At 43.8% G+C, this 25,623-nt stretch carries 24 protein-coding genes; 12 read left to right on the forward strand and 12 right to left on the reverse strand.

All coding sequences use genetic code 11. The features are described from left to right. Positions 1 to 21: 21 nt before the first annotated feature. The 5 genes from KIV41_RS21070 (at position 22) to KIV41_RS21090 (ending at position 5,779) form a co-directional block, all read left to right on the forward strand. Entirely contained in the window at positions 22 to 1,146 is a 1,125-nt protein-coding gene (locus KIV41_RS21070; RefSeq protein ID WP_252042018.1) for a glycosyltransferase, read from the forward strand. Next, complete coding sequence (locus KIV41_RS21075) at positions 1,143 to 2,570, forward strand: chain-length determining protein (RefSeq protein WP_252042016.1); 1,428 nt, start codon at positions 1,143 to 1,145, stop codon at positions 2,568 to 2,570. Before KIV41_RS21070 ends, KIV41_RS21075 begins: the two co-directional genes overlap by 4 nt. Before the next feature lie 242 nt (positions 2,571 to 2,812). Beyond that, a complete protein-coding gene (locus KIV41_RS21080) occupies positions 2,813 to 3,925 on the forward strand; it encodes a glycosyltransferase (RefSeq protein WP_252042015.1) in 1,113 nt (370 codons plus the stop codon). Further along, complete coding sequence (locus KIV41_RS21085) at positions 3,922 to 5,130, forward strand: glycosyltransferase family 2 protein (protein ID WP_285337626.1); 1,209 nt, start codon at positions 3,922 to 3,924, stop codon at positions 5,128 to 5,130. Before KIV41_RS21080 ends, KIV41_RS21085 begins: the two co-directional genes overlap by 4 nt. Positions 5,131 to 5,140: 10 nt before the next feature. Then, entirely contained in the window at positions 5,141 to 5,779 is a 639-nt protein-coding gene (locus KIV41_RS21090; protein ID WP_045385990.1) for a sugar transferase, read from the forward strand. A gap of 40 nt (positions 5,780 to 5,819) precedes the next feature. Here KIV41_RS21090 and KIV41_RS21095 read toward each other — a convergent pair whose 3' ends face one another. After that, on the reverse strand, positions 5,820 to 6,206 hold the full coding sequence (locus KIV41_RS21095; protein ID WP_171356961.1) for an ATP-binding protein: 387 nt from the start codon (positions 6,204 to 6,206) through the stop codon (positions 5,820 to 5,822). A 477-nt stretch (positions 6,207 to 6,683) separates the two neighbouring features. Between KIV41_RS21095 and KIV41_RS21100 the strand changes: the two genes are divergently transcribed. The 3 genes from KIV41_RS21100 to KIV41_RS21110 are packed head-to-tail and all read left to right on the forward strand — an operon-like array spanning position 6,684 to position 11,405. Continuing rightward, entirely contained in the window at positions 6,684 to 9,815 is a 3,132-nt protein-coding gene (locus tag KIV41_RS21100) for a response regulator (RefSeq protein WP_045385992.1), read from the forward strand. 11 nt (positions 9,816 to 9,826) lie between these two features. Continuing rightward, positions 9,827 to 10,312, forward strand: coding sequence for a hypothetical protein (locus KIV41_RS21105; protein ID WP_156145162.1), 486 nt, complete (start codon positions 9,827 to 9,829; stop codon positions 10,310 to 10,312). Position 10,313: 1 nt separating this feature from the next. Continuing rightward, the gene (locus KIV41_RS21110; RefSeq protein ID WP_285337627.1) at positions 10,314 to 11,405 is read left to right on the forward strand and encodes a porin; all 1,092 of its coding nucleotides are present in this window, start codon (positions 10,314 to 10,316) and stop codon (positions 11,403 to 11,405) included. A gap of 62 nt (positions 11,406 to 11,467) precedes the next feature. Here the strand turns inward: KIV41_RS21110 and KIV41_RS21115 are convergent, their stop codons facing one another. From KIV41_RS21115 to KIV41_RS21140, 6 genes are all read right to left on the reverse strand, one after another. Beyond that, a complete protein-coding gene (locus KIV41_RS21115) occupies positions 11,468 to 12,406 on the reverse strand; it encodes a DMT family transporter (RefSeq protein WP_285337628.1) in 939 nt (312 codons plus the stop codon). A gap of 184 nt (positions 12,407 to 12,590) precedes the next feature. Beyond that, positions 12,591 to 13,205, reverse strand: a complete 615-nt coding sequence (locus tag KIV41_RS21120; RefSeq protein ID WP_285337629.1) for a sugar O-acetyltransferase — start codon at positions 13,203 to 13,205, stop codon at positions 12,591 to 12,593. Between the two features lie 247 nt (positions 13,206 to 13,452). Continuing rightward, positions 13,453 to 13,782, reverse strand: a complete 330-nt coding sequence (locus tag KIV41_RS21125; RefSeq protein WP_045385999.1) for a hypothetical protein — start codon at positions 13,780 to 13,782, stop codon at positions 13,453 to 13,455. A 136-nt stretch (positions 13,783 to 13,918) separates the two neighbouring features. Beyond that, a complete protein-coding gene (gene cyaB / locus KIV41_RS21130) occupies positions 13,919 to 14,467 on the reverse strand; it encodes a class IV adenylate cyclase (RefSeq protein WP_285337630.1) in 549 nt (182 codons plus the stop codon). Positions 14,468 to 14,570: 103 nt separating this feature from the next. Further along, positions 14,571 to 15,005, reverse strand: a complete 435-nt coding sequence (locus KIV41_RS21135) for a DUF962 domain-containing protein (RefSeq protein WP_010448194.1) — start codon at positions 15,003 to 15,005, stop codon at positions 14,571 to 14,573. A gap of 261 nt (positions 15,006 to 15,266) precedes the next feature. Then, positions 15,267 to 15,749, reverse strand: a complete 483-nt coding sequence (locus KIV41_RS21140) for a MarR family winged helix-turn-helix transcriptional regulator (RefSeq protein WP_285337631.1) — start codon at positions 15,747 to 15,749, stop codon at positions 15,267 to 15,269. Between the two features lie 385 nt (positions 15,750 to 16,134). On the opposite strand from KIV41_RS21140, the gene KIV41_RS21145 reads away from it, so the two are divergent. Continuing rightward, on the forward strand, positions 16,135 to 17,040 hold the full coding sequence (locus tag KIV41_RS21145; protein WP_285337632.1) for a DMT family transporter: 906 nt from the start codon (positions 16,135 to 16,137) through the stop codon (positions 17,038 to 17,040). 75 nt (positions 17,041 to 17,115) lie between these two features. On the opposite strand, the gene KIV41_RS21150 is transcribed toward KIV41_RS21145, so the two are convergent. Both KIV41_RS21150 and KIV41_RS21155 read right to left on the reverse strand, forming a co-directional pair. Beyond that, a complete protein-coding gene (locus KIV41_RS21150) occupies positions 17,116 to 17,535 on the reverse strand; it encodes a cupin domain-containing protein (RefSeq protein ID WP_285337633.1) in 420 nt (139 codons plus the stop codon). 193 nt (positions 17,536 to 17,728) lie between these two features. Further along, the gene (locus KIV41_RS21155; protein WP_285337634.1) at positions 17,729 to 18,289 is read right to left on the reverse strand and encodes an HdeD family acid-resistance protein; all 561 of its coding nucleotides are present in this window, start codon (positions 18,287 to 18,289) and stop codon (positions 17,729 to 17,731) included. 292 nt (positions 18,290 to 18,581) lie between these two features. On the opposite strand from KIV41_RS21155, the gene KIV41_RS21160 reads away from it, so the two are divergent. Then, a complete protein-coding gene (locus KIV41_RS21160) occupies positions 18,582 to 19,862 on the forward strand; it encodes a mechanosensitive ion channel family protein (RefSeq protein ID WP_285337635.1) in 1,281 nt (426 codons plus the stop codon). A gap of 43 nt (positions 19,863 to 19,905) precedes the next feature. Here the strand turns inward: KIV41_RS21160 and KIV41_RS21165 are convergent, their stop codons facing one another. Then, on the reverse strand, positions 19,906 to 20,997 hold the full coding sequence (locus KIV41_RS21165; RefSeq protein ID WP_285337636.1) for a choloylglycine hydrolase family protein: 1,092 nt from the start codon (positions 20,995 to 20,997) through the stop codon (positions 19,906 to 19,908). Positions 20,998 to 21,225: 228 nt separating this feature from the next. Between KIV41_RS21165 and KIV41_RS21170 the strand changes: the two genes are divergently transcribed. Further along, positions 21,226 to 22,143, forward strand: coding sequence for a universal stress protein (locus KIV41_RS21170; RefSeq protein ID WP_071235424.1), 918 nt, complete (start codon positions 21,226 to 21,228; stop codon positions 22,141 to 22,143). A 73-nt stretch (positions 22,144 to 22,216) separates the two neighbouring features. Here KIV41_RS21170 and KIV41_RS21175 read toward each other — a convergent pair whose 3' ends face one another. Then, entirely contained in the window at positions 22,217 to 23,710 is a 1,494-nt protein-coding gene (locus tag KIV41_RS21175) for a lytic polysaccharide monooxygenase (RefSeq protein WP_285337637.1), read from the reverse strand. A gap of 463 nt (positions 23,711 to 24,173) precedes the next feature. Further along, positions 24,174 to 24,470: a DUF1330 domain-containing protein gene (locus KIV41_RS21180; protein ID WP_285337638.1), complete on the reverse strand. Its 297-nt coding sequence runs from the start codon at positions 24,468 to 24,470 to the stop codon at positions 24,174 to 24,176. A gap of 163 nt (positions 24,471 to 24,633) precedes the next feature. On the opposite strand from KIV41_RS21180, the gene KIV41_RS21185 reads away from it, so the two are divergent. After that, a complete protein-coding gene (locus KIV41_RS21185) occupies positions 24,634 to 25,533 on the forward strand; it encodes a LysR family transcriptional regulator (protein ID WP_285337639.1) in 900 nt (299 codons plus the stop codon). Positions 25,534 to 25,623: the final 90 nt, after the last annotated feature.

Here is a 25,623-nt window from a genome sequence, read left to right on the forward strand (position 1 = left end):
AATTGGCTCAAGGAGAGAACGATGACAGATATCGTAGTATTTGGAGAAGACTTCGGCGGCTTGCCATCTTCCACTCAACATCTGATAAAACACCTAGCTAACAACCATCGTATTCTTTGGGTCAACTCGATCGGCTTAAGACAACCAAAGCTCACACCGAAAGACGCTAAACGCCTCGTCACCAAACTGACCAGTTCGGTCAAACAACAAGACAAGGTCCAAACGCCTTTCGGTCGTGAAGAAGACGCAAACATCCACACCATTACTCTGTTGACGATTCCCGCTCCCAAATCGAAATGGGCACGTAGCGTAGCGACGAAAATGATGAAACATCAACTGAACAAAAAGTTGAATGAGCTTGGCTTTCAACGTGCCGTTTTTTGGACATCACTGCCCACCGCTGTTGATATTTGCCGCGAAATGAGCACCAAAGGCATTGTTTACTACTGTGGTGATGACTTTGGCGCGCTAGCAGGTGTGGATCACCAAACCGTTTTGGAACATGAAGCAGACTTGATTGATAACGCAGACCTTATTCTGGCTGCGAGTGACAAACTTGCCGCTGAGTTTCCACAAGAGAAAACCGTTACCCTACCGCATGGGGTGGATTTCAGTTTGTTCTCAGAGCCAGCGGCGAAAGCGCAAGATATGCCAAACAATGGTCGTAAGGTCCTTGGTTTTTACGGCAGCCTATCAGAATGGTTAGATTACCGTTTGATAGAACAAGTGGCCGATCAAGCGCAAGATTGGGACTTGGTCTTTATTGGTCCAAATGAATTTCCTCACAACCCGTTGCCACAACGAAGCAACGTCCATTACCTAGGACCTCGAGCACATCAAGATTTACCTAGCTACTCACAGCATTGGGATGCGAGCTGGCTGCCATTCGTCGATAACGCGCAAATTCAAGCCTGTAATCCGCTTAAACTGTTGGAATACCTCGCAACAGGTACACCAGTCATCAGTACGGCTTTCCCAGCACTTAAGCCTTACCAACACATGTTGCATGTTGTGGCGGACGTAGATGATGTTTGTGCTAGCCTCAATCATTTACTCCCACCACCAGAAGGATCACTCTCGATCATCCAACAACAAAGTTGGCAATCAAGAGCACGTCAAGTTGAGCAATTAGTGAGGGCGTTATGAACGATTTAAGAGACAACATCACCCTATTACTGCACGGTGCGTGGCGACGTCGTTACCTGATTGTCATTCCTATGTTGGTGTTACCAATCTTAGGGTTTGTCGTCAGTAAAATGATGCCAACAAAATATGTAGCGCACACGAGCATGTTGATTCAAGAAACAGCGAAAATGAACCCGTTCCTTGAGGACCTTGCCGTCTCGACCATGCTGAAAGACCGTTTGAGTGCATTAAGCACCCTACTGAAAAGCCGTCATGTGCTGTATTCGGTTGCTCAGGAGCAAGGCTTGATTGACAATACCATGGGCCCGAAAGAGCAAGAGTTCATCATTAAAGAACTTGCCAATCGCCTCACGGTGCAACAGCTTGGCAAAGATTTTATTCAAATCCAGTTAACCAGTGGTAAATCGGAAGGAATGGAAGAAATACTTGGTTCCGTCAGCGACCATTTTGTTGAACAGTTGCTTGCGCCAGAGCGCTCTTCGATTAAAGACTCAAGCCACTTTCTAACTATTCACATAGACAAACGCCGCGAAGAATTGGATAAAGCCGAGCAAGCTTTTGCGGAGTACAAAAACGCCTACTCGCACGCGACACCAGAGATGCAAGCGCAAAGCCTGACTCGTTTAGCGAGCCTAAAGCAAACATTGGCGGAGAAAGAAGCGGAGCTTGCAGGTGTAAAACGCAGCTTGGGTAGCTTAGACCAGCAGCTTTCGAAGACCAACCCAGTGATCGGTAAGATTGAGGAGCAAATCATCGAGATCCGCAGTGAACTAACCCTACTTCGTGCCAAGTACACAGAAGCGCACAGTATGGTTCAAGGTAAGCTGCGCGAGCTAAATCGCTTGGAGCAAGAGCGTTCGGTTCTACTCAACTCAAAACAACCAGAGATGAACAGTAATCAGCTTTGGGATATCGCCAGTACAGCAACAGTAAGCAACATTGGTGATGCGCAACCTCTGCTTGTTTCTCAGCTTCATCAATTGCAAATCATGCGCGGTCGATACGAGTCGCTTCAGGAAGAAACCATTAGCTTGCAAAGTATGATTCAGGAGCTAGAAGTCAATGCAAACCGCTTTGGTAGTACCGCAACTGAAATCAACCGTCTAGCTCGCGACGTGACAGTAAAACGCGAGTTGTATGACGAACTGGTTGAACGTTATGAAATGGCACAGCTCACCGGATCTTTAGGTGTGTTTGAGGAAAACAAACGTGTGAAAGTCATTGATGAACCTTACACACCAACGATTCCTGCCAACCTGCCAGCGTTTGTATTTGTCATTTTAGGATTCATTGGCGGAGCAGGTTTAGGGATCGGTTTGGCAACCATTGTTGAACTGGCTGACAACTCCATTCGCTCTCGTAAAACACTCGAGAAACACCTTGGGGTGCCAGTGATTACGACCATTCCTAAAGTGGCTTTCTAAGATTAGGATTCATAACAGCAACTCCCGCCAATAACACAACGTAAAGCACTCCATTTTTGAGTGCTTTTTCTTTCATTCCCTCTCTCTTCTGAAGACTAATTTTGAATTTCAAATTGAGAAACATAGCTTCTCATTTTGACCCCGCCTCCAAAATCACTGTTAACCACTTGTTTTATAGCAATTTATTTTCTGGCACGCACCCTGCTACCTCTTCTAAAGATAACCACGTCGAGGGCTCAGGAATGAAAAACTCAGAGACTAAAAACTCAAGCAATAATGGCAACGTGATCGTTCACATCGTTCAGCATCTTGCTCCAGGCGGGTTGGAAACTTTGGTGCTTGAGATGCTTCGCTTTGCCAAAGCCGAAGACTCCGTGTTTGTTATCAGCCTAGAGGGAAACAAACAAACTGCGCAAAATCATTGGGAGAAGTTGGCGGACTTTAAAGACCAACTCCACTTTCTAAACAAGCCGTCTGGTCTGCATCTATCAACCTTCAAGGTTTTGAAAGCAAAATTAAAACAACTGAATGCAAACGTCGTCCATACACATCACATTGGGCCGTTACTATACGGTGGCACTGCAGCTCGTTTGAATGGGATCAAAACCTTGATCCACACTGAGCATGATGCGTGGCATTTAAACAATAAAAAGGCCGCGAGACTGCAATCGACGCTTCTCAAAGTGCTTCATCCTCAAGTCGTAGCAGACGCAGACTTTGTCGCTGACCAAATCACGAATAAGTTGGGATATCAGCGCGTAAGCACCATCCATAATGGAATCGACTGCGAGAAATTCACCGATGGCAATCCACAAAAAGCGCGTGAGTTTTTCGCTCTTCCTACAGACAAGTTCATTGTAGGTACAGCAGGTCGCTTGGAAACGGTGAAAGGACAAGAGATCCTCATCAAAGCCTTTTCTCACCTGCCAAAAAACACCCATCTTGCGCTTGCTGGTTGCGGTAGCCAAAGAGGCATTCTAGAAGCACAAGTTCGCACACTCGGGTTAGAAGACCGAGTAACTTTCCTCGGATTAGTAAGCGACATGCCTCGTTTTTATCAGAGCCTAAACGTGTTTTGCCTGCCTTCGCTTCAAGAAGGGTTCCCTCTATCCACACTAGAAGCACAGGCTTGTGGCGTACCCTGCATTGCAAGCGATGTTGGCGCAGTAAAAGAAACACTGTGCCCACAAATTGGAGCGCTCGTTGAACCGAACAAAGTACCAATGTTGGCAGATGCGCTATCGCAGCAATTATCACAAACACCCCAATCACCGAGAGCACACATTCTTAAGCATTTCGACATTCGCAATATGGTGAACCGCTATGCGACATTGGCTCAGGGAGAGAACGCATGATTGATCTACTATGGACAGCTGGTTTTGTTTTCTCTGCGCTACTGATTATCTATCATCACGTAGGTTATCCTTTGGTTTTGAATTGGTTATCGGCACGCAGAGAGCAACGAAAAGCGAAAAAGAATGCAAGAAAACAAAAAGCAAAAGAGCGCTGCTACAAGGCCTCAAAGCGTGACTGCACACTGCCAAGTGTCACGGTGATCGTTCCTGCTTACAATGAGGAACAATGGATAGCAGAAAAAATCCGTAACCTAGCAAGCCTAGACTATCCTAGAGATAAACTGGCCGTCGTCATTGCTTGCGATGGCTGTACAGATAACACCGCAGCGATTGCACAAGATACGATTCAAGAAGCGATTTGCGCAGATACTCTGTTCATTGTTCATGACCATGAGGTAAACCGCGGTAAAGTCGGATTAATCAACATGGAAATGGAGAGCGTCACTTCAGATATTACTGCATTAAGTGATGTGTCTGCCCTCGTCTCTTGCGACTCGCTCTCATTGGCCAGTCAGCATTATCAAAATGAGAAAGTGGGTGTGGTGAACGCAACCTATCAAATCATGGCGACACAAAACCAAGGCGAAGCAGCTTACTGGCAATATCAATCGAACGTGAAGTACAAAGAGTCATTGATCGGCTCAACCATTGGTTCTCACGGCGCATTCTATACCTTCAGAACCAAACTGTTTTCGCCATTAGAGCCTGAGATCATTAACGATGACTTCATTTTGCCAATGCGCATTGTGCTTCAAGGTTATGACTCCGTCTATGAACCAAGAATGTTAGCCATCGAACTGGAAGAAAGCGCAGACAGTTCGGACTTCAAACGTCGCCTACGTATCTCGGCAGGTAACATGCAGCAGTTCTTGAAATTGAAAAAACTGCTATTGCCCCGTTATCGTGGCACTGCATTTGCATTTCTATCTGGAAAGGTACTGCGTCTTGCGACACCTTACCTAATGATTATGTGTTTGGTGAGTTCATTACTGCTGATTCACTACCCAGCGTTTCAATTTCTGATGCTGGCGCAACTGGCAGTCTACTCAGTTGCTCTCATCACTTACTTAGTACCAGTATTAAATTTGTTTAAGCCATTTAAGTTAATCAATTACTTGGTGGTTGGACACATAGCGAACTTCGCAGGCGGACTACGCTACCTCCTTGGAATGGAAAACGGACGCTGGAAGCGCATTAATCAATAAGGAAAGCATCATGAAAACTTCACGCTACGACTCAAATATTCATCTAGCAAAACGCGCTTTCGATGTGGTTGTTTCACTGCTCATCTTGCTCGTCACCTTGCCAATTATGCCTTTGATTGCTTTAGCAATTGTAATCAACTCAAAAGGCCCTGTGATTTATCGTCAGCTTCGTGTTGGTCGCTGTACACCGGAAAAAATGGACCTGTTTGAAATTATGAAATTTCGAACCATGTATGTAGACGCAGAACAACGCTCTGGTGCGGTATGGGCTTCTGAGAACGACCCACGTGTCACTCCGGTTGGACGCTTCCTACGTAAGACTCGCTTGGATGAGCTTCCACAACTATTCAATGTACTAAAAGGTGAAATGTCTTTGATTGGTCCTCGTCCGGAGCGCCCTGCTTTTTATCAAAAACTGGAAGACGAAATCCCTTATTTTGTTGAACGCACATACGGCGTGCTACCTGGCATCACAGGTCTAGCACAAGTAAACCAAGGTTATGACTCTTGTATTGAAGATGTTCGTCGCAAGGTGGGGTTCGACCACAGTTACGCACTGAGCTTGAGTTCTTTCTACTCGTGGATTTCCATGGACATTGCAATCATGAGCAAAACACTAGTGGTGATGATCGACGGTCGCGGTCAGTAAACGATAGAAGCTTGCCTGATCAGAAAGAATGAAATAATCGTTACTCTTGCCATTGGCGACGCATATTCTCTATCGTCGCTGATGGCACACCATGAATGCTCTGATATTCACCTCGGCAAACCTGCACTTCCACTTCAATCTGCTTTTTCTCACAATACTTTAGATACCGTTTCATCTCCCAATGGCGCACAAACGTATTACTGACAATCACAGTCTTTCCTTTGCTCAGCCATTTCCGGGTTTGCTGAAAACACCACTCGTGCGCATCAGCCAGTTTTGTGCCATCAAAATGGTATTCGCCAATTTCATTCTCAAAATACATGTCAGCTTCAAAATGTTTTGCTTTGAGCTGTTTGGACAATTTCTTGGCAAGTGTCGTCTTACCAGAGCCCGGTAAACCACGAATTAGAAGAAGTTTTGCGGTCATATTCTTAGATTCAACTTGTACAAACTTGGTTCGGGACGTATTTAACACCAACTGCAATTAGCGGGGAAGTAGCTTTTGTTCAATTCACTCAACATGAGTCTTTCTATACTCCAGTGACGTCAACATGCAGGGGGCTAAATGCTGTCGCTGATTCAAGTTCAAGGAAGAACTTGCTTCAATGACATGCTCCCGAACGGCGAGTTGCCTTGATTCGCATGCTTCGTTAGTAATTTTCGATTTAGAGCAACTAGATCTTCAAATTGTTGCCTCGTCTTCAAACCAAGTCATTCTCGCTGAACCAAGCAACTCTAGGTTACTTGAGTATATGCTAGTCAGCAGTCAGTACATAATTCTATTCAAGAAAACGCTAGTTCACACCAAGGTGTGATTTGGGTTCTATTATCTTGTTGTAATCATGCACATTATTAAGACTAAACTACACTTTTTATATCAACCAGTTTTATATGGATATAAACAGTGGTAACAGCGATTTCTTGGAACAACTTTTCTGTTAAGCAGAAACTCATTTGCTTAGTCCTATTGCCAATATGTATGTTGCTTGTACTTGCCGTTCAACAAGTACTAAGCCTCTCTGAGCAAGCCAATACATTACAGCGAGCAGAGCTGTTCTCAAAGTATGTCGATAAGATGTCAGAGATTTACCAAATCACTCAGGACAGTAATGCCGCCTCTCCTATAGCCGACATTCAGTTCCGAATATCAGAACTATCTACAATTACTCCAACCCTGTTTAATAGCACACACGTTGATGCGAAAGATGCGCTAGCCGATTTAAAAGAAAGTACTACATCGTTGGTTAAAACGACCATCTCGGAAGACAAGCTTGATTTAGGTGAGTGGGTATCTGACGCCTACAAACAACTCTTAATTCAGTTAGAGAAAGTCCCATTCACTAATGCAACACCGGAAATCAAAGACCATTTAACTGCTCTCACACAACTCGAATGGTTATTATTTTGGTCTAATGAAGAGAACAGACTTAGCCAAATCCTTGTCCAAAGTGCACAACAAGGTGAGTACGACAAAGAAATTCGTAGCACTATTATTTCGCTCATACAGAACCAACAACTATTTTTAGAGCGATTCCTTAATCTGAATGCTAACCAAGAACAGGTCTCCCTTCTTCTCGATACCTTTACCAGTGATGCCTTTGTGCAAAGCCAGGATTTTCGCAGTTACCTATTAAATCGTAGTGATCTTGATGAGCTCTCTTCCCTTGAAATTGAAACAGGACTACAAGCACTAAAAACAAGGTTGGAGCTCCTCATCGACGTTGATACGACAATTAAAGTACAGTTAACCCATGATGTAGAAAGTGCAATCAGAAAAGCAGAACGAGAGCAGTTGATTTTCATTTTTATCATCGGGTTAATGACATTATTAGTCATTTATTCGGTGTTAAAGCTTAGTCAGAAAGTGACTCAAGATCTTAAACTTGTCCTAAAGTTTCTAAAAAGAGAGGACTCAAAGCAAGATGACAGTCTCAAACAGATAGTAAAAGGAAAAGACGAGCTCAGCCAATTTGCGAAAGAAGTTCAACGCCTGAGCTACGAGCGGCAGGAAGCAAGTATCAAACTCAAGCAAGCGAAGGAAGACGCAGAGCAAGCAAAAGATGATGCGATACAAGCAAGTAAGGCCAAAAGTAGCTTCCTTGCCAATATGTCACACGAAATCCGAACACCATTAAACGGCGTGATTGGTATTTCCGAAGTACTCTCTGAAACGCCTCTCACCGCAACACAGCTCGATTACGTTGACACCATTGAAACCTCTTCACATCTACTTCTCAGCTTAATCAATGACATACTGGACTTCTCCAAGATTGAGTCAGGCATGTTACTCATCAGCCCACACTCTACCTGTATCCGTGAATCCATATACGACATTGCATCAATAGTTTCTCCCAAAGCTAAAGAAAAAGGTATCGACTTAAGCGTTTCGATCAGCCCTAACACACCATATCGTGTGATGTTAGACGATCATCGACTTCGTCAAGTTGTCATGAATTTTATGTCTAATGCGGTCAAGTTTACTGAAAAAGGCCGAGTTCAATTGGCGATAGAAACAAAGGAAGTTAACTCATCTAGAGCTTTTATTGAACTATCGGTCTCAGACTCTGGTATTGGGATTGATGAAGAACAACAAAAAAATATTTTCGAGCCATTCGCTCAAGAAGACGATTCAACCACGCGTCAATTTGGAGGAACCGGACTTGGATTAGCTATTAGCACACAGCTAGTCGAGTTGATGGGAGGCAAAATTCAGTTAGATTCCCAAAAAGGCATTGGTAGCCGCTTTTACTTTCAATTGGAAGTGGCTGTTAAACAGCAATACTTCAAACCTAACACTAGCGAGAAGCCAAACATACCAGTAACGCTCCTCTGTGATGACTCACATTTCGGCGAAAGATTAATTCATGAACTGAGGTTTTACCATATTGAATGTTCTGCAAAACACTACCGTTGTGCCGATAAACCTGCCGCAGATAAGCTGCCAACTGGCGGGGTATTAATATACGTAGAAAGTGAACCTAACTGCGCCAGTGCTCAAACTGACTACTTCCAGCAATTAGAAGCTTGTGATATTCATGTGTGTCTAATAAAACACCTCCAAAGCCAACAATTTGATTTTGGCAGAAATATCAGCGCGATTATCACTCAACCATTACTTGGCCAGCGTCTAACTAAAGCTCTGCAAGTGTGTATGAATCGACCAAGTCACCTTGTGGATGAGCAATTACTGGATACCGCGATGCACTCGACAAAAATTCTCATTGTCGATGACAACAGTGTGAACCAAAAGATCGCTGGGTTACACGTTAACAAAGCGGGCTTTGAGTTCGACCTCGCAAATGATGGCCAAGAAGCCGTAAGTATGTATCAGTCCAACGCATATAGTTTGATACTAATGGATTGCATGATGCCAGTAATGGATGGCTTCGAGGCGACAAAGAGGATCAGAGAATTAGAAAAGCAAACCAATAGGCCTTATGTTCCTATAGTTGCGCTTACTGCCAGTGTCGTCGATGACGACATCCAAAAATGTTATGACGTTGGTATGAATGATTATGTTCCAAAGCCTTTCAAGGCCAATGTGCTCAAAGAGAAAATTGTTCAAGCAATCTCCGTTGCAATGGAGGCACATCTCAAGAATCCGCCTCCTCTAGTTGACTCCGAACCTCTGCCTGATGAACCACTATCTACCTTACCTCAAAAGCACGAACGCATTTTGCTTGTCGAAGACAACACTGTTAATCAAAAGGTCGCCTCTTTGCTGCTAAGTAAAGCGGGCTACCAATTTGAAATCGCAGAAAATGGGCAAGTTGCTGTAGACATGTTTCAACAAGATAGAGGATTCGACATTATCTTGATGGATTGCATGATGCCAATAAAAGATGGATTTGAGGCAACCCGAGAAATTCGAAAGTTTGAACAAGACTCTGGCCTCTCTAAAACACCAATCATTGCACTGACAGCAAGTGTGGTGGACGACGATATTCAACGCTGTTTTGATTCAGGTATGGACGCATACGTACCGAAGCCAATACGTAAAGAAAAGCTAATTCACCAAATTGAAAGCATCATTTAGCGAATAAGGTAATGGTTATGGATATCCATATCTTAGAGAAGAATAGAAGAATACTTAAAGTGCTGTTGAATATACTTGTCTCACTCGCTGTACTTCTTTCTTTTGATAGTAAAGCGCTCGCCGCGGACAGCTACGCAATTTTTTCCCTAAACTCGGAGTTTAGTGAACTGAGCATTACGAAAGCCCGCAAGTTATATCGAGGAAAAACAAAACGGCTACAAGGGCATCGCGTTGAACTTGCAGATTGGCCAGATACGTCATCTGAGCGTTCTGAGTTTTATCGTTATTTGCTCAACAAGAACATTGCACAAATGAACGCGCATTGGGCCAGCTTATCGTTTTCAGGCAAAGCACGCCCACCGAAAGTCATTGATAACTCAAACATAGACACGCTTTTAGAATGGATGAAAGAAAAGCCAAATCGCATTGGTTACGCCCCTGTCAGTAGCCTCCCATCAAATGCACAAATCCTCTACGTAGTAAGTTCGGAGAAATAATATGAAGAAAACACTGATTGCATTATTTGTTTCTTGTATCACGGCTCCAAGTTACTCAGCGCTCGAGATTACTGACAACCTAACGCTTAGCGGTTTTGGCTCGACTTCGTGGGCGTCATCTGACAATGAAATGCCACTTCTCGTGAATCGATTTATTAACGACAAGAACTGCTACGATTGTGACACCACGTTCGGCCTGCAACTCGACTTCTATTACGATGCCTTTAAAGCCTCTGCTCAAGTGGTCAAAAGACCTCAAGATCACTGGAGTAACCCTCAATTAGAATGGGCTTATATTGCTTACACGTATGAGAACGTCGAGTTTCGTGGGGGACGACTAAGAATGCCCCTATTCTTAGCATCTGAGTATTACTCTGTCGGCCATGCATTTACACCAGCTCGCCCGCCTAATGAAGTCTATGACAGTATTCTTGGAATTACCGCATACAATGGGCTCTCAGTTCTTTGGAATCACGATATAAATGAAAGCCTCACTTTAACAACAACACCATTTATCGGATTTAAAGACGACAGCAGTGTTGATTATAACGAAACCACTGAACTAAAGTTCACGACCAATGACATGTACGGCATTAACCTAGTCCTTAGTGGTGATTATTACCGCTGGAACTTTAGCTATCTTGATGCAAATTACGACCAAGAAACCCTCCTTACCAATGTGGTTCAGAATATTCCTGGTATTGGTGCTGTCACTCTAGATAAGTTGATCATTAAAGACCCAGATCAGAGAATTCAGCTATTTTCACTCGGGGCCGTGTATGAGCTAGATGCCCTCACCTTAACTGTCGAAGGTCAAACCAACGATATTGCCTCTGCGTGGTATATACAAGGTTCTTACAACCTCAACGAGTTCACGCCCTACGCGACGTATGGCCAACAATTTGATGACCAAGAGCACAAAGATGGTGACAGCTATTTATTAGGTGTGAGATACGATCTCCACTACAACGTGTCACTTAATGCAGAATGGCAACACTTCAAAGCCTATCGCAGTGCCTCTGGTGCGTTTGTTGATACTCCTGAAGACGATGACGCAAACATGTACACCATTATGGTGAACTTCGTCTTTTAGGCACTTGGCAGGTCGAACTTTTTCGACCTGCCCGTTATACATGACTTGCCTGTTTCTTTTCGCTACTTGCTACGATTAATCACCACCACAGACGCAATGGTCAGCACCATGCCAATCGCGTGATACCAAGTGAATGCTTCGCCTAGTATGACAATCGCGCACAGCGCCGTCATAGCAGGACCGACATTACTGACTAAGCTTAAGTGCGCAGGATGCAAACGAGCCATTGCTGCTGCGATCAAATAGGAAGGAATGACGGTACAGAACAAACCTAATAGTACGCCAACAATGATCAGTTCTTTCCCCATGGTGTGCAATTCCAACTCACTGAATGACAAATGAATAAGAATAGCGACACCCGCGCTCCCCATTCCAATGCTGGTAAAGATGGTGCTGCCTAACTTGGCGATGCAGCCTTTGCTCAGCACCAGATACACCGCAAAAACAAACGCCGACAAAATCGCTAACCCACCGCCAAACCAGATTTGTTCACCGTATTGGGAAAGATCATGCGCGACAATCAAGCCCACACCAACATACCCCAGCATTACCGCAATCAAAACATTGCGCGTCGGGGCTTGTCTTTCCTTAAACCACATAATCAGAACAACAAAAGTAGGGAAAAGAAAAATCAATAACCGCTCTAACTGCGCTGAAATATAGTTAAGCGCTGTGATATCTAAATAGCTTGCGAGATAGTACCCCAACACACCAATGGCGGCTGCTTTCACTCCATGCCGCTTTACTTGTGCTCGCTGCTCACACCTGCGCAACATCCAAAAGAGAATACAAAGATAGATAGGCAGCGAACTGATGGCTCGGAGCGTCATGATGCTGACTGCATCACCGCCATATTGATACGCCATTTTGACGAAAATAGGTTTAATCGAGAACAACAGAGTGCCTGCAAGTGCGAACATTACGCCTAATGTGATTGCACTCACCGCTCGCTTTTGAGGCTGATTTTCAGCATGGGGGCTGGGTTCAGATGCCGTATTCATTTTCTCTCCTTGATGATGTTTTCATGTTCAAACAAGGCTACGAGATAGAATACGACTCAGGCTGCATCTACTCGCAGCCAGGCACAACTCAACCTACCGACTGCTTGGCAAAGGGAGGAGGAGCCACCAGAGGTTAGTTGTGCGTAGGATCATTCTAGTTTCCTAGTAAAGTAGAGAGTTTAGGCTAACCGTTGAATATATTTTGTTCAAGCTTACGGTCTTTAAAATAGTACTCTTTATCGTGTTGTCCGACCTCTCGTAGTACTCGACACGGATTACCAACCGCAACAACGTTGGCTGGAATATCCTTTGTCACCACACTACCAGCACCAATCACCGAGTTTTCACCAATCGTCACGCCCGGCAATACCACAGAGTTGGCCCCGATCCAGACGTTATTGCCAACATGAATAGGGATATTAAACTGCGCCACGTCGCGCCTTAGATCCGGGTCAATTGGGTGCCCTGCGGTCGCGATAGTGACATTCGGCCCAATCATTACGTGGTCACCGATATAGATATGGGTGTCATCAACTAACGTTAGATTGAAATTGGCATAAACATTATCACCAAGGTGAGTATGACAGCCCCAGTTCGCTCTCAATGGTGGCTCGATATAGCAATTCTTCCCAACTGATGCGAACAGGCGATGCATAATCTCAACGCGTTTTTCACCTTCTGACAGGCGTGTCTGGTTATAGTCATATAAAGTCTCTAGACATTCGGTTTGCATTGCCGCCAACTCTTCGTCATCACAAAAGTACACTTGCTGGCTGTGTAGCATGGCTTTCTTATCCATTATCTTTCCTATAGAGGGATGTTCTTTGGGGAAATCTAGCAAAGAGCCAATAACAAAATCTTGGCAAAAATCATGAAAGTAGCACCGTATCGCAGTCAGAGATGAATAATGCCATCAGGTACACAGTTTGACGCGATACAAACGCACCTTGTTTAGACGCACAATGGCAAGAAAGTACAGGAATGAGATACAAGATACGAAGCATACGAGTAAAAAAGCCGCACCCCTCGAATATTGCAGCACCTTATCAACCAGACTTATTTTTTTGATTTCGGTTTTCTAATCGTGCTTTGAATTTCTTATTTCGGCGTTTTAATGCACGGAAAAATTTAGATTCTTCGTGATACCAGCCAATCACGCTGATCGGAAAGCCCACCAACATCATGATAAACAGGTCGGCTGGAAGCTGCTCCGTGATATCTCTGATGGTTTGCAGCTCGCCAAAGACGAACAACCCAATGACTTTGCCAACCAGCAATGCACAGCAGATCATCAAGAAAGACTTCACAATGTAGTGCCATTTGCCTTTCTTTCGCTCTTCTCGCCAATACACGTATTTGTGTTCGCGGTTGTACATTGCCCCTCCGAATCCGTGACATTGTCACTAGCTACTTGCATCTTTTAAGAACGTAGACACAGCGCTTTCACACTACTCTAATCATAGTGCCCTTGGAGGAAGTTACTTGTCAGACCAATAAGAAATGACGTGGATTTTACTCAGTTTGCCACATCTGCTTATATGAACGGCGCTCCTTGTGCGACTCGTCCAAACCAAATCGTGCAGCAAGTGCTTCCAACTCTTGCTTATAACTAGCAAGCGCACTTTCGTCATCCGTCATAATGGCGAACTCGGCAAAATGTCCAATGCCTTCTAGATGGTCGAGAGTAATATGGAACGAACCAATAAAGTAAATGCTACGCACTTTTTTGGTCTGAAGAATCACTTCGTACCCCATGTTTTCCAGCATACTTTTCGCGGCATGAGACTTAGTGATATCGGTGGCTTCGCAGCGATCTTTTTCTGGGCCTTTTACAATCCAAAGTTTGATGCCTGAAGGTTCGATCTCTCGAATCACAAGGCTTTTCCCTTCGTCACTGAGTTTTCGCTCTGGCGTGTCGTAGAAGCAATCAGACTCTTGATTGTCTTCAAACATGACTTCATGCTCTAAACCACCCAGCACAGCTAAAAAAGCTTGTTTATCTTCTACGCGGTATTTCAATTCGACTTCAAACTGACCTTGAAAGTGCTGCTCTGCACTCATGTGACGACCTCGCTACTGCTCTACACCTCATACCTCTGGGCGTTTCAAAGCAGCAGGATGGTAACACAGCCTAGATGGCGAATCTGATAAACAGACCTTTCTTTTAATGTTTGCGGAAAACCCAAATAGGACCAATTAATAGAAACTGAAGATCTTCAAAAAAGGAGGGTTTCTTCCCTTCTATCTTGTGTCCGATAAACTGGAATATCCAAAGGACACCAAATAACAGCATTGAGATGTGGAGTACTGGCCAACCAAGGATGTCCATCGACCATATCAAGCCAATACATGCGACGGTGTAGCCAATCATCATCATGAAAACGCTTAGGGAAAGTCGGAAATAAAAGATCCAAGCGGGTACCGCCGCCAACCATACCCAATTGAGATTGAATCCAAACAAAGGAATCTGCGGAATCGACCAAATCAGCCCCACAACAGACAGAAAGATACCAGGGACCGCAACTTTATGAATTTTCTGGTTGATAGGGTTTTGATGGCTTTCACCGTAGGCTTCTAACCATTCAGAGAGTGCACGCATAACTTCACCTTTAACATCGCCATAACATTTATATAGTCGGTGCGAGTTAAAGGTGCGAGTTTTTGTTTGTTGATATTAGCGATAAGCGAAGTATCTGTGACCAAGAACAAACTATCTTACTGATATCAAAATGAAATACGCTGAGCTTATATTAATTTGGCGACCACTCGATCATATGAGTGTTCACATAAACGTACCGACAAACTGCTCTAGCTCTTCAATGTACATGATTCATCCCAATCCTAAACCTTTAGAGCTTAGTTACTCATATTGAGGCAGTAACAGCTTTAACGCCTGATTAACCTGCCCTCTTTCATCGCTGGTCAGCGAACCCATCAATTCATGTTGCGCCTGTAAATGCTGCTCAATAAGCGCATCGATCAACTCAAAACCTTTTGAAGTAAGTTGAACAGCGACACTGCGGCGATCTTCTTTACTGTGCTCCCGATCGATCAAGCCTTTCTTTTCTAGCTTATCGAGTCGGTTGGTCATCGCACCAGAAGTCAGCATCATCGATGAGATTAACTCCGATGGAGTTAAGCGATAAGGCTCACCGCTACGACGCAACGTTGCTAATACATCGAACTCACCCATTTTGAGATCATAACGCTTATGAACTTCGGCAACGTGGTTTTCCATATGCTTGGCAATCCGCATTAGACGTCCCATGATCGCCATCGGCTCGGTATCGAGATCAGGCTTTTCCTTAGCCCACTGAGTTACCACTCTATCAATTGCGTCCATTTATCCTTTCATCTCCAAGACATTTTGATTGACGAAGTTATTTTAACATATACCCAAGTAACCTCGATATGCTAGGTTCAGCGAGAATGACTTGGTTTGTAGACGCGGCGGCGATTTAAAGGTCTAGTGGATCTAAATCAAGAATCGGCAACAAAGTATACAAGCCAAGGCAACTCGCCCTTTGGGAGCGTGTCATTGCCCCGATTACTGCGTCAAACAACTTGGAAAGAGCTGGCTATTACGCTGCGTTGTTTTCCTTGAACTCGGGACAATGACAACGCTCTGAATCCTGCATCTTGAAGTCACTTGGGTATATAGATACTTTACAAGAAGCAATAACGAGCGTACCTTTACAATAAATTATCTCAACGTAAAGATATTTAACATGAACATTTTACTCGCGATGATTCCGGCGTTCTTCTGGGGAACCACGTACGCCGTGACACAGTTTACTTTGCCAGACTGGCCGCCAGTGTTACTTGGTGCACTACGAGCATTGCCAGCTGGTCTATTACTACTTGCTATCAAACCTTCATTACCAAAGAAACAAGATTGGAAGATCTTGCTTGTGCTTGGCACGATTAATATCGCCCTCTTTTTCGGTCTCATTTTCGTGATGGCGTTGACCTTACCTTCTGCAATCTCTGGTGTGGGTATGATTTCAGTGCCTGTCTTTGCCATGCTATTTGGTTGGGTGGTTTACAAGCGCCAACCGAGTCTTATTCAAGGGATCAGTGGTGCCACCCTTATCGCGCTGGCTTGGTTCTTGTTCGACCCAAGCTCGATTACGCTAAACCCGATCGGTTTAGTGGCAATGTTGTCTGCCATTATGTGTATTGTAATTGGCAGCAGCGTAACTAAGTCTCTAGGTTCAAGAATGCACTGGTGGACGGTACTCACTTGGCAACTAATTTTAGGCGGCGTGATTTTATCTATCGCGGCAGGAGTACTAGCAAGCATTAACCCTGAGCCATACGTTCAAGCTGTCCAAAACATCTCATTAAGAAACGTAAGTGGGTTGCTGTGGGTAATCGTACTCAACACGGCACTTGGCTACGGCATGTACGTATGGTTGTTGCAACGTATGTCAGTTGTTGACTTCACGTTTGGTGGCATTGCCAACCCTGTTGCAGGCATTGTATCTGGTCTGATTTTGATGGGTGAAAGCTTCACACCTATTCAATACAGCCTAATGATCGGCATGATTACCATGTCGCTTGTGCCTCAATTGGTTCTGTCATTTAAAGAAAAGCGCAATACCAACCACGCTAAAGCTTGTGAATCCAAATAACGCAGAACGTTAGCAGAACTTCCCATTCAGATAGAAAGCCCGAGTAGATACTCGGGCTTTTTGTTGTTTCGCAACTCACTTCACCGTTATCGGTTCATTTTTCACCCCAGCGTAAAACACGATGATCTCGGCGGGGTCATCACCTGTGTTTGCCCCAAAGTGCCACTGTTCAACGACTTCAGCAATCGCATCGCCAGCTTTAAGTATGATCTTTTCTCCACTTTTCTTGGTGACCGTGATTTCCCCTTTCAGCACAATACCTGCATTAATGACTGGGTGCTGATGCATTGGCAACTGCACACCTTTTGGTACGGTGATTTTTACGATAGTGACTTCAGGCTGCCCTTGCGGATAACTGGGTAATTCTGCGCCATCCCAGCTGGTTGTTGTTTTTAACATCACTTCCGCTTCAACTGAATCTGGCAAATGATTGTCTGCCCACGCAGAGCCAAGCGTCAAAGCAAGTGCTATCGTTGCTGTTTGAATTGGTTTCAAAGTCCTCTCCCTGCTTATTGATAACCTTTGATTAAACAGTAAGAGAGATTTGAATATGAGCCTGATTTGAAGGACAAATGTGTGAGGGAAACCGTGGTTTTGCTTGTACCCAGTTTTACTTAGCCATAAAAAATGCCCACCGAACCGGCAGGCACTGTGTACTATTTAACCTCGAGATGCTAGATAACGCTCATTAAGAGAGCTTCTTCATTTGCATCCCCATAAAGATAAAGCTAATGCCTTCAATCAATAATGAGATGCCAACAAAAGTGCCCAACAATGTAGTCGAGAACGCAGGATCATCGAGCAGTATAAAGAAGTAGCCACCAATCAGAACCGAAATCACGCCACTGAACACGATTACATTGCTGCTTGGTAAACTTCGATTGCTTAAGCCGAAGAACACACGGGTTAAGCCATTAAGAATCATCACGATCACCATCAACATCGTAATGGTTACCAAACCTGCCAGCGGCTTAAACAGAATGAACAAGCCACCTACAATATACAGCACAGCACTTAAAACGTACCAAAGCTTCTCTTTCCACACGTTAATAGAAAATGTGTGGTATGCCTGAACCAAACCACTGAACAACAGTACCGCACCCACGATGGTCGAGATCGTTACGCCCGCAAGTACCGGCAAGCTCATAGCACCAATGCCCATTAATGAGATAATAACACCAACGATAACAAAGTATTTCCAGCCTTTAGACAAAAAAGTAGGCTGTTGTGATTGATTAGAATTTTCCATTGAATGCCTCTTGAATTAAACGCGAGCCGCCTTTTCAGTCTAGTCTAATAAAACATTGAGAGTTCACAGACTTAGCAGAAAAACGTGTCCCGTTTTCATAATTTGATGTTAAACCTGTATCACATCTTCACCTATACGCTATTTTTGAATAATAAGTTTCAAGATTGCTGGATTAAACCAGTGCAAAACATAGAGATGGAGAGTAGGATTAGCGGCTTTCTAACGCCTGTTGCCTGACTTCTCCGCAGAAGTTCTCACTTCTTCATTCAGGCTACATTTTGAGGATGACATTTTGCTCGATCATCACATTCGCACCTTTATTGCAGACAAACTCAGTTCCGTGGGCATCAATAGCGACCCTTATGGCGTCGAGCTCACGACCGTTTTTATTCTTGCGAGCTTAACCGCTGCAGCGATCAGTTACCTGATAGTTCATCATCTGATCGTTCGGTCGGTGAACAATGTTCTGCAAAAAGCCAATAAACCGCTCGCTGAAAGTTTGGCGAAATATGATGTCTTAGAAAAACTCTCTCTGCTGATCCCAATCATGGTGTTGGATGTCTTTATCCCTCTCGCCGTTGGTCATTACGACTGGTTAGCCAACATCTTTGACCGGATTCTTAGTATCTCTATTTTGGTCATTTTTATTTGGATGATCTTTGCCTTGCTTGATGCATTAAATGACATTGCGACATTTAAAGGCATCACAAGAAGAATGCCGATCAAAAGCTTCGTCCAACTGATTAAGCTGTTCACCTTCTTCGTTGGTGTCGTGGTTTCCATGTCGATTTTCGCAAACGAATCACCAGTAATTTTCCTCTCCGGTTTGGGTGTTGCGACGGGCTTCGTCATGTTGGTGTTTAAGGACACGATATTGGGGTTTGTTGCAGGTATTCAGCTATCTGCAAACCGCATGATCAGCCTGAACGATTGGATTCAAATGGACTCTTATGGCGCGAACGGCACAGTAGAAGAAATCTCACTCACTACAGTAAAAGTTCGAAACTTCGACAACACAGTGAGTATGCTTCCAGCTTATGCCCTAGTGCAAAATGCCTTTATTAACTGGCAAGGCATGTCAGATTCTGGTGGTCGCCGTATCAAACGTTCCGTGAATGTCGATGTCACATCGATTCGCTTCTTATCTGATGAAGAAATTGAAAAGCTAAAAAGTATCCGAATCCTTCGCCAGTACATTTATGAGAAATCGCGTGAAATCAACGATTACAATGAAGAAATGAGTGAAGAGCCAGCCTTTGGCAACCTACGCCAAATGACCAACTTGGGTATGTTCCGCGCTTACATTAATGCTTACCTGAAAGCGAACAAAGACATTCATCAGTACATGCTGATCATGGTGAGACAGTTAGAGCCGACACCAGAAGGTATTCCATTACAGGTTTATGCGTTTACCAACAATACTGACTGGGCTTACTATGAAGGCGTACAAGCGGATCTGTTCGATCATATCTATTCCATCATGCCACTATTTGGTCTGCGTCCATACCAAATGTTAACGAGCAACGATGCTACCCACCTAACACGAACCAACAGCACCTCATCATTCAGCTGAGCATTTAAAATATGGGGGCCGCTAAGCCCCCATTCGGGAATGTTTAGAGTTCCACATTCTCTATCGTGAATGAGCCATTATCGAGTTTGCGTTTTAACTCTTGCTTTTGGTTAAAGTCGATTTTAGTCAAATCAACTTTCTTAATCCTGCTGTCGTGCATCGTTTTGTAGTAAAGCGCTCCATTACCTTGGTCAATGACCGAAGTCCATTGCGTAGCACTTGGCAAATCAGGGATATGCTCTCGATATTCAGAACTAAACTCAGTACCAATCGGAATATCAAAGTTGTTCAGTATATGGAATGCTTGCGATACCGCCTCTTGCGAGGTTTTAGATTCTGGCGCTGTATTAACAAAGAATGCCGCACGAACAAAACGCGATGGTGGTGTGATATCTCCCGGCAAACCTAAAAAGCCAGAACCAATACCAAAAGATCTCGCTTCTACACCACCAAACTTAGTCGGTGCACTGGTGCCCGGTTGAAGGTGAATATAGTTGTTCAAGTTCGTTACTTGCCATGGGAAGGCTGGCGAGTTGGTCAGTACCCCCACTTCGTTATCGTAGATGTGCACCTGACCACCATCCATAATCTCAATCACGATGTTGTTACCCGCTTTGTCGGTAACACGCCAATGTCCAGTTGGTGATGGTTGCCCTTTTTCATCAATGTAAACAGGAACAATATCGATGTTTTTCATTGCGGTTTTGACTTCATCAACCGTCTTGAATTGCGATAACATCCAACGAACAAAATCCATGTCAGCAATACTGTTTGTGCGATCTTTTGGATTGTACGCCTTTAGCGATCCGTATCCTTTAAAGTAGAACAAACCTGCCGTTAACCCTTCTTCGTTCACGCCTTCACCAATAAAACGGTCATCACTCACCGAAATACCAACAAACCCGTATTTGCTCTTCCAGCTTAACCCTTGTTTTTGGTCTGGCATGGTTGAAGTAAACGAGTAATCTCGAGGAGCAACGATCAGTTTGCTGTTTAGATCGCTCTCACCCCACTCAATCGTTCGAGCGTGAATATGGTCGTTTGTAGTAGTAGAAAGAGAGATGCCAGTACAAGCACTTGCTGGCGCGATAATGCTGGCTGAAAGTGCCATAGCTAGGAGGGTTTTCTTTATCATTTTTAGATCCACCAAGGAGGGGTAATAATTCGCGATTGTATTCCTTTTTAAACAACTTACAATCAAAAACATATTAAATTAGTAGAGTATACCCAAGTGACTTCAAGATGCAGGATTCAGAAGTCACTTGGGTATATAAGCAAGTTTTGATTTACCCCAAAATAAAACACACTTTTCGTATGGAATTATGTGTAATGACGCACCACACTTATGAAAAAGGAGGTCGTTATGAGTAAATTTCAGAATATTTTGTTCGTTAGCCACGGATTGGCCAGCCAAAACAACTCGCTGGATCAAGCCCTCAAACTCTCCCAGCTTCACAACGCCAAAATCAGTGGCCTAATTACTTGCCCTGCGCTCCCGTCTAGCATGAGTGAATATAAGGAGACTTACCAAACATCTTTAGTAAACACCGTTAACGCTGAGCTTTCATCAATCGGTCAAGACCTTAACTCATTTCCAATCGATATCGAAAGCAATACAAAACCCGCGGTGAGTGTTATTCAACATGTATTAAGTGGTAACCACGATTTGGTTTTTAAAGAAGCTGAACCAGCATCTGACGACCAAAAAGGCTTTAAAGCACTTGATATGAAGTTGCTACGCAAATGTCCTTGCCCCGTTTGGATAAGCCGAAGACACAGCAAACAGATGGCAGACCAAAAAGTCGCAGTCGCTATAGAGCCAGATGTCGAGAATAATGAAGAAATGGAACTCGCCATTGAGCTTCTTAGAACGGCACGATCCATCGCTGATACATGCAACGGGACATTAGAAATTATCTCCTGTTGGGATTTCCTAATGGAGAGTTATTTACGACATCATATTTGGATACACGTTGATGACCAAATACTTGATAAACAAGTTCAAGCGATGAAAGGAGAACATCAGAAGAAGCTTAATGAGTTAATTGAAAAGTCTGGAATTTCTGGAGATATCAAAGTGCACCACTTACATGGTTCAGCTGAAGAACTTATACCCCGTTGGGTAGACAACGAAGACGTTGATACATTGGTGATGGGAACCATTGCACGCTCAGGTATTCAAGGGCTCGTTATTGGTAACACTGCAGAAAATATCCTTCAATCAATCCGATGCTCTTTAGTTGCGCTCAAGCCAGAAGGGTTTGTATCTCCAATTAAATAACGTTACACCTTTTATCAGGCCACCTTCAATCCATGATTAAAGTGGCCTGATTTATTAGCATACAGTTCAGGTCTTAATTCGCCGGACGCCAAACACCCCACTGGTCTTTTTGGTAAGTCGTTTGTGGATCATCACCACCTTGAATCCACCACTGAGCTTTCCATTTTCCACCAGCGTAAGACACCACTTCACCACCTAGATACGTTTTTGCTGCATCCCATTCGTCGCCACTTGGGTCTGGTGTTGGTTCTGGATCTACACCGCCTTCGTCTGCAATCACTTCAAATGTGAATGTCTCTTTACGTTCACTGTTGACCGCATTGGCAACAAATGAAAGTGTTTCATTTTGAGTGATAGCGGTCGTGTCCACCACGATAGACGCCGTACCATTGTTTTGAATACTCACTGCCGTACCTTGAGTCTGAGTAAGGTTAGCCGCTTCACTGGTGGCTATCACAACTTTGTCGCCAGCGTTTACGACCTTATCACTCTTAACCAGCTCGTAGAGTTCACCAGTTAGAGGCTCAACCGTACCATCGTCCCCATCAATTACTGAGATCACACCCGATGCACGGCTATCTTTTGAGTTGAAGAAGTTACGTGAAGGATCGTTTTGGAAGTACATGTAGTGAGACATCTCTTCATGCCAATCACCAATGAATACCGCTCCATCTTTGAACTCAGCATGCCATCCGTTGATCTCTGATGCCAACAGACGCTGCCAGTCATTGATGTTGGATGAATTCACTTCAATATCAAAGCTACGGGCAACATCGCCGTACTTATTGATGATGTCATACTTAACCGTGTCACCCAGATCAGGACCGATGAAATCAACGGGAATATACAAGTCACCTTTTACAAGATCAGGTTGCGGTGTTGGCTCTGGTGGAGGCGTTTCACCACCCACAATAGTAATGTCTGAACAGTTGTAGAAACCTTCACCCGCAGCATCATCACGCTGCCAACGTACAAATAGAATTGCGTCACCCGAACGGTCAGAAGGAATGGTAACGTTCATACGGTACTTACCACCTTCAACAGGAACATTGCCCTCTTTCTGAATAAGCTCTAGGTCACCCCACGCGAGCGCTTTGCTCAGATCTGCGCCAGGTTTGGTTAGGTAAAATTCCCAGAATGAGGGGTTGTGTGGTGCAGTGGCGTTGAATACAAACTCAAATGAACCCGTGTTGAGCTCTGTTCGAGTCCAAGCTGTATGTGGTGCACCCATGCCCTTTTTCTGAGGGTCATTTGCAAAACACAATGTGCCGTCAGGGATCGCCGCTTTTACTGCTGCGATATTGTTGTAGTCAGTAATGTTCTTGGCGTATTCATTACGCTGAACAAACGGGTAAGTACCCGAGATTTCTTTTGCTTGAGCACAAGCTGCATTTGGTGGATTACCCGACCAAATTCCGCCTTGTTCATAACATGTATTTTGTCGAGCACTCGGAAACTCTGACCAACCGTGAGCATTTGCTGCTGTTGGTAGGCCAGATAGCATCGCCATACCCACTGCTGCTTTAAGAATGTTATTATTTGCCTTCACTTTTTCACTCTCTTCCATTTATTGTACAAATAAGATCTAACAGACGTTTTATATCCGCCATCACCTATTGCGCGTTTATAGTTTTAATCAGAAAACAGTAAAAAATAATATACGTAAGTTCTATCAATGAAAGTTTGACGATTATCGATATGAACAAACATCACAAATTTAAATAAAACGACAATTTCATAACACACTGACAAAAAGCTAACAAATAACAACATTTACAATCACTTAAATACTAATCACAAAAGAAATTTAGTATAAAATTAGAGCAAATAGCTTAATAAAAAACACCATTTATTAAAATTAAATATAACTGGTTATTTTGTGACTCGGTTTCCAAGAATGATGATGTGAATAATTAGAGATTAATAAATAAACGAACGCTAATATTTTCTATAAAAATACCAACCATTAATTCATTATAAATTTAATATAATATCAATATTAGCGCTGTCTATTTTATCTACTTGCTTATTTAAACAGCAGGCACAGGGATAATTTTCAGATCTCTCATCGCTTTTTCGTCACGCAGTTTTCTCAGTGGTGCGTATTCAGGAGAGTCATGCCAGGCGTGCGCCGCTTCTAAAGATGGCCAGTGTTGAATGACACAAACATCTGCACCCAAGTCACCATGTAATGTCGTTGGTGATTTGTTAATCGCAATCGTCTGACCACCATTGATTTGAGTGGTTTCAGAAACACGCTCAGCATACTCACTGAAAGCTTCCATATCCTGAATTTTAAACTGTATATAAAGGTAAGTTGGTGTCATGTTGAATGCCTATTTGTTTGATTGAGTCAGTAAGTCTCACCATACGCCTCTCGATTTGTAACGGTAGATCTCAACACGTTGAATCAGTTATAACTAGAAGTTGAATCTGTTCCATGCTTTAACGCATTACACCAAAAAAGCTCGAATTGAAGGATCACGACTTATGCTTCCGACTCAACTTCCTTTGTTTATTGCGGCTGCTCAAGAAGGTAGCTTTTCTGCGGCTGGGCGCAAACTAGGGATCTCTGCAGCGGCAGTGAGTAAAGGCATCGCCGCTTTGGAGAAACAAACAGGGGTGAGACTTTTCCATCGCAACACACGTCAGTTTTCATTAACAGAAGATGGCGCCAGTCTTTATCAACGCGTCTCACCGTTACTATCAGAAATTGAACAAAGTATCGATGGTCTGTCTGAGCAGAATAAAAACCCTGCCGGCAAACTTAAAGTCAATTTGCCTGACAGCTTTGGGCGCAAGTTTGTTATGCCGCATATCGCCGAGTTTCTGAACTTGTATCCAGAGATCGAGCTAGATTTGGTCTTGAGTGATCGCATCTTAGACGTTGTCGATGAAGGATTCGATGTGAGTGTTGGCAATCAGATAAACGAAGATAGCCGCTTGGTGGCAAGGACGATTTATCAAATGCAAAGCGGCATATTTGCGAGCAAAGAATATGTTGAAACGTTTGGCCTCCCGCGTAGTGTGGAAGATCTTCATCAACACAACTGCATCGTTTATCGCCCTCTTTCGTCGGGTCGATCCTACACTTGGCCATTGAAGGACACCCACGGAGAGCACGTTCAATTCATTCCAAAAGGTAACCTTAGCCTATCAAACATTAGCGCCGCCAAAATTGCAGTAATGCAACATCTAGGCATCGCATTCATGGGAAGATGGCATGTAGAAGAAGAGTTAGAACAAGGCAGCGTTGTACCCATCTTAGAATCGTATTGGGTCGAGCCTAAGCCCGTTTGGATTTACTACTCATCTAGAGATAACTTGCCCAAGCGTACACGCCTTTTCATCGACTTTATGGTTGAGAAACTCAAGTCTTACCCCTCTTAAACCAGAGAAGCACTGGTTATGCATTACGTTATCGCCTAGCTAACCACAAGTGGTTTGAATGAAAACGGGTTTACAATCAGTTTCAACTTT

It is taken from the genome of Vibrio sp. D401a (genome assembly GCF_030248515.1).
GTDB classification, from domain to species: domain Bacteria; phylum Pseudomonadota; class Gammaproteobacteria; order Enterobacterales; family Vibrionaceae; genus Vibrio; species Vibrio rotiferianus.

Excerpts from the sequence above, each read along its gene's own strand:
- KIV41_RS21080 (WP_252042015.1), top strand. The coding sequence starts at position 2,813 with ATGAAAAACTCAGAGACTAAAAACTCAAGCAATAATGGCAACGTGATC.
- KIV41_RS21175 (WP_285337637.1), bottom strand. The coding sequence starts at position 23,710 with ATGGAAGAGAGTGAAAAAGTGAAGGCAAATAATAACATTCTTAAAGCA.
- KIV41_RS21125 (WP_045385999.1), bottom strand. The coding sequence starts at position 13,782 with ATGTACAACCGCGAACACAAATACGTGTATTGGCGAGAAGAGCGAAAG.
- KIV41_RS21165 (WP_285337636.1), bottom strand. The coding sequence starts at position 20,997 with ATGATAAAGAAAACCCTCCTAGCTATGGCACTTTCAGCCAGCATTATC.
- KIV41_RS21095 (WP_171356961.1), bottom strand. The coding sequence starts at position 6,206 with ATGACCGCAAAACTTCTTCTAATTCGTGGTTTACCGGGCTCTGGTAAG.
- KIV41_RS21070 (WP_252042018.1), top strand. The coding sequence starts at position 22 with ATGACAGATATCGTAGTATTTGGAGAAGACTTCGGCGGCTTGCCATCT.
- KIV41_RS21075 (WP_252042016.1), top strand. The coding sequence starts at position 1,143 with ATGAACGATTTAAGAGACAACATCACCCTATTACTGCACGGTGCGTGG.
- cyaB (WP_285337630.1), bottom strand. The coding sequence starts at position 14,467 with ATGAGTGCAGAGCAGCACTTTCAAGGTCAGTTTGAAGTCGAATTGAAA.
- KIV41_RS21090 (WP_045385990.1), top strand. The coding sequence starts at position 5,141 with ATGAAAACTTCACGCTACGACTCAAATATTCATCTAGCAAAACGCGCT.
- KIV41_RS21135 (WP_010448194.1), bottom strand. The coding sequence starts at position 15,005 with ATGCGTGCACTCTCTGAATGGTTAGAAGCCTACGGTGAAAGCCATCAA.
- KIV41_RS21115 (WP_285337628.1), bottom strand. The coding sequence starts at position 12,406 with ATGAATACGGCATCTGAACCCAGCCCCCATGCTGAAAATCAGCCTCAA.
- KIV41_RS21110 (WP_285337627.1), top strand. The coding sequence starts at position 10,314 with ATGAAGAAAACACTGATTGCATTATTTGTTTCTTGTATCACGGCTCCA.
- KIV41_RS21180 (WP_285337638.1), bottom strand. The coding sequence starts at position 24,470 with ATGACACCAACTTACCTTTATATACAGTTTAAAATTCAGGATATGGAA.
- KIV41_RS21105 (WP_156145162.1), top strand. The coding sequence starts at position 9,827 with ATGGTTATGGATATCCATATCTTAGAGAAGAATAGAAGAATACTTAAA.
- KIV41_RS21140 (WP_285337631.1), bottom strand. The coding sequence starts at position 15,749 with ATGGACGCAATTGATAGAGTGGTAACTCAGTGGGCTAAGGAAAAGCCT.
- KIV41_RS21170 (WP_071235424.1), top strand. The coding sequence starts at position 21,226 with ATGAGTAAATTTCAGAATATTTTGTTCGTTAGCCACGGATTGGCCAGC.
- KIV41_RS21155 (WP_285337634.1), bottom strand. The coding sequence starts at position 18,289 with ATGGAAAATTCTAATCAATCACAACAGCCTACTTTTTTGTCTAAAGGC.
- KIV41_RS21085 (WP_285337626.1), top strand. The coding sequence starts at position 3,922 with ATGATTGATCTACTATGGACAGCTGGTTTTGTTTTCTCTGCGCTACTG.
- KIV41_RS21145 (WP_285337632.1), top strand. The coding sequence starts at position 16,135 with ATGAACATTTTACTCGCGATGATTCCGGCGTTCTTCTGGGGAACCACG.
- KIV41_RS21185 (WP_285337639.1), top strand. The coding sequence starts at position 24,634 with ATGCTTCCGACTCAACTTCCTTTGTTTATTGCGGCTGCTCAAGAAGGT.
- KIV41_RS21120 (WP_285337629.1), bottom strand. The coding sequence starts at position 13,205 with ATGGATAAGAAAGCCATGCTACACAGCCAGCAAGTGTACTTTTGTGAT.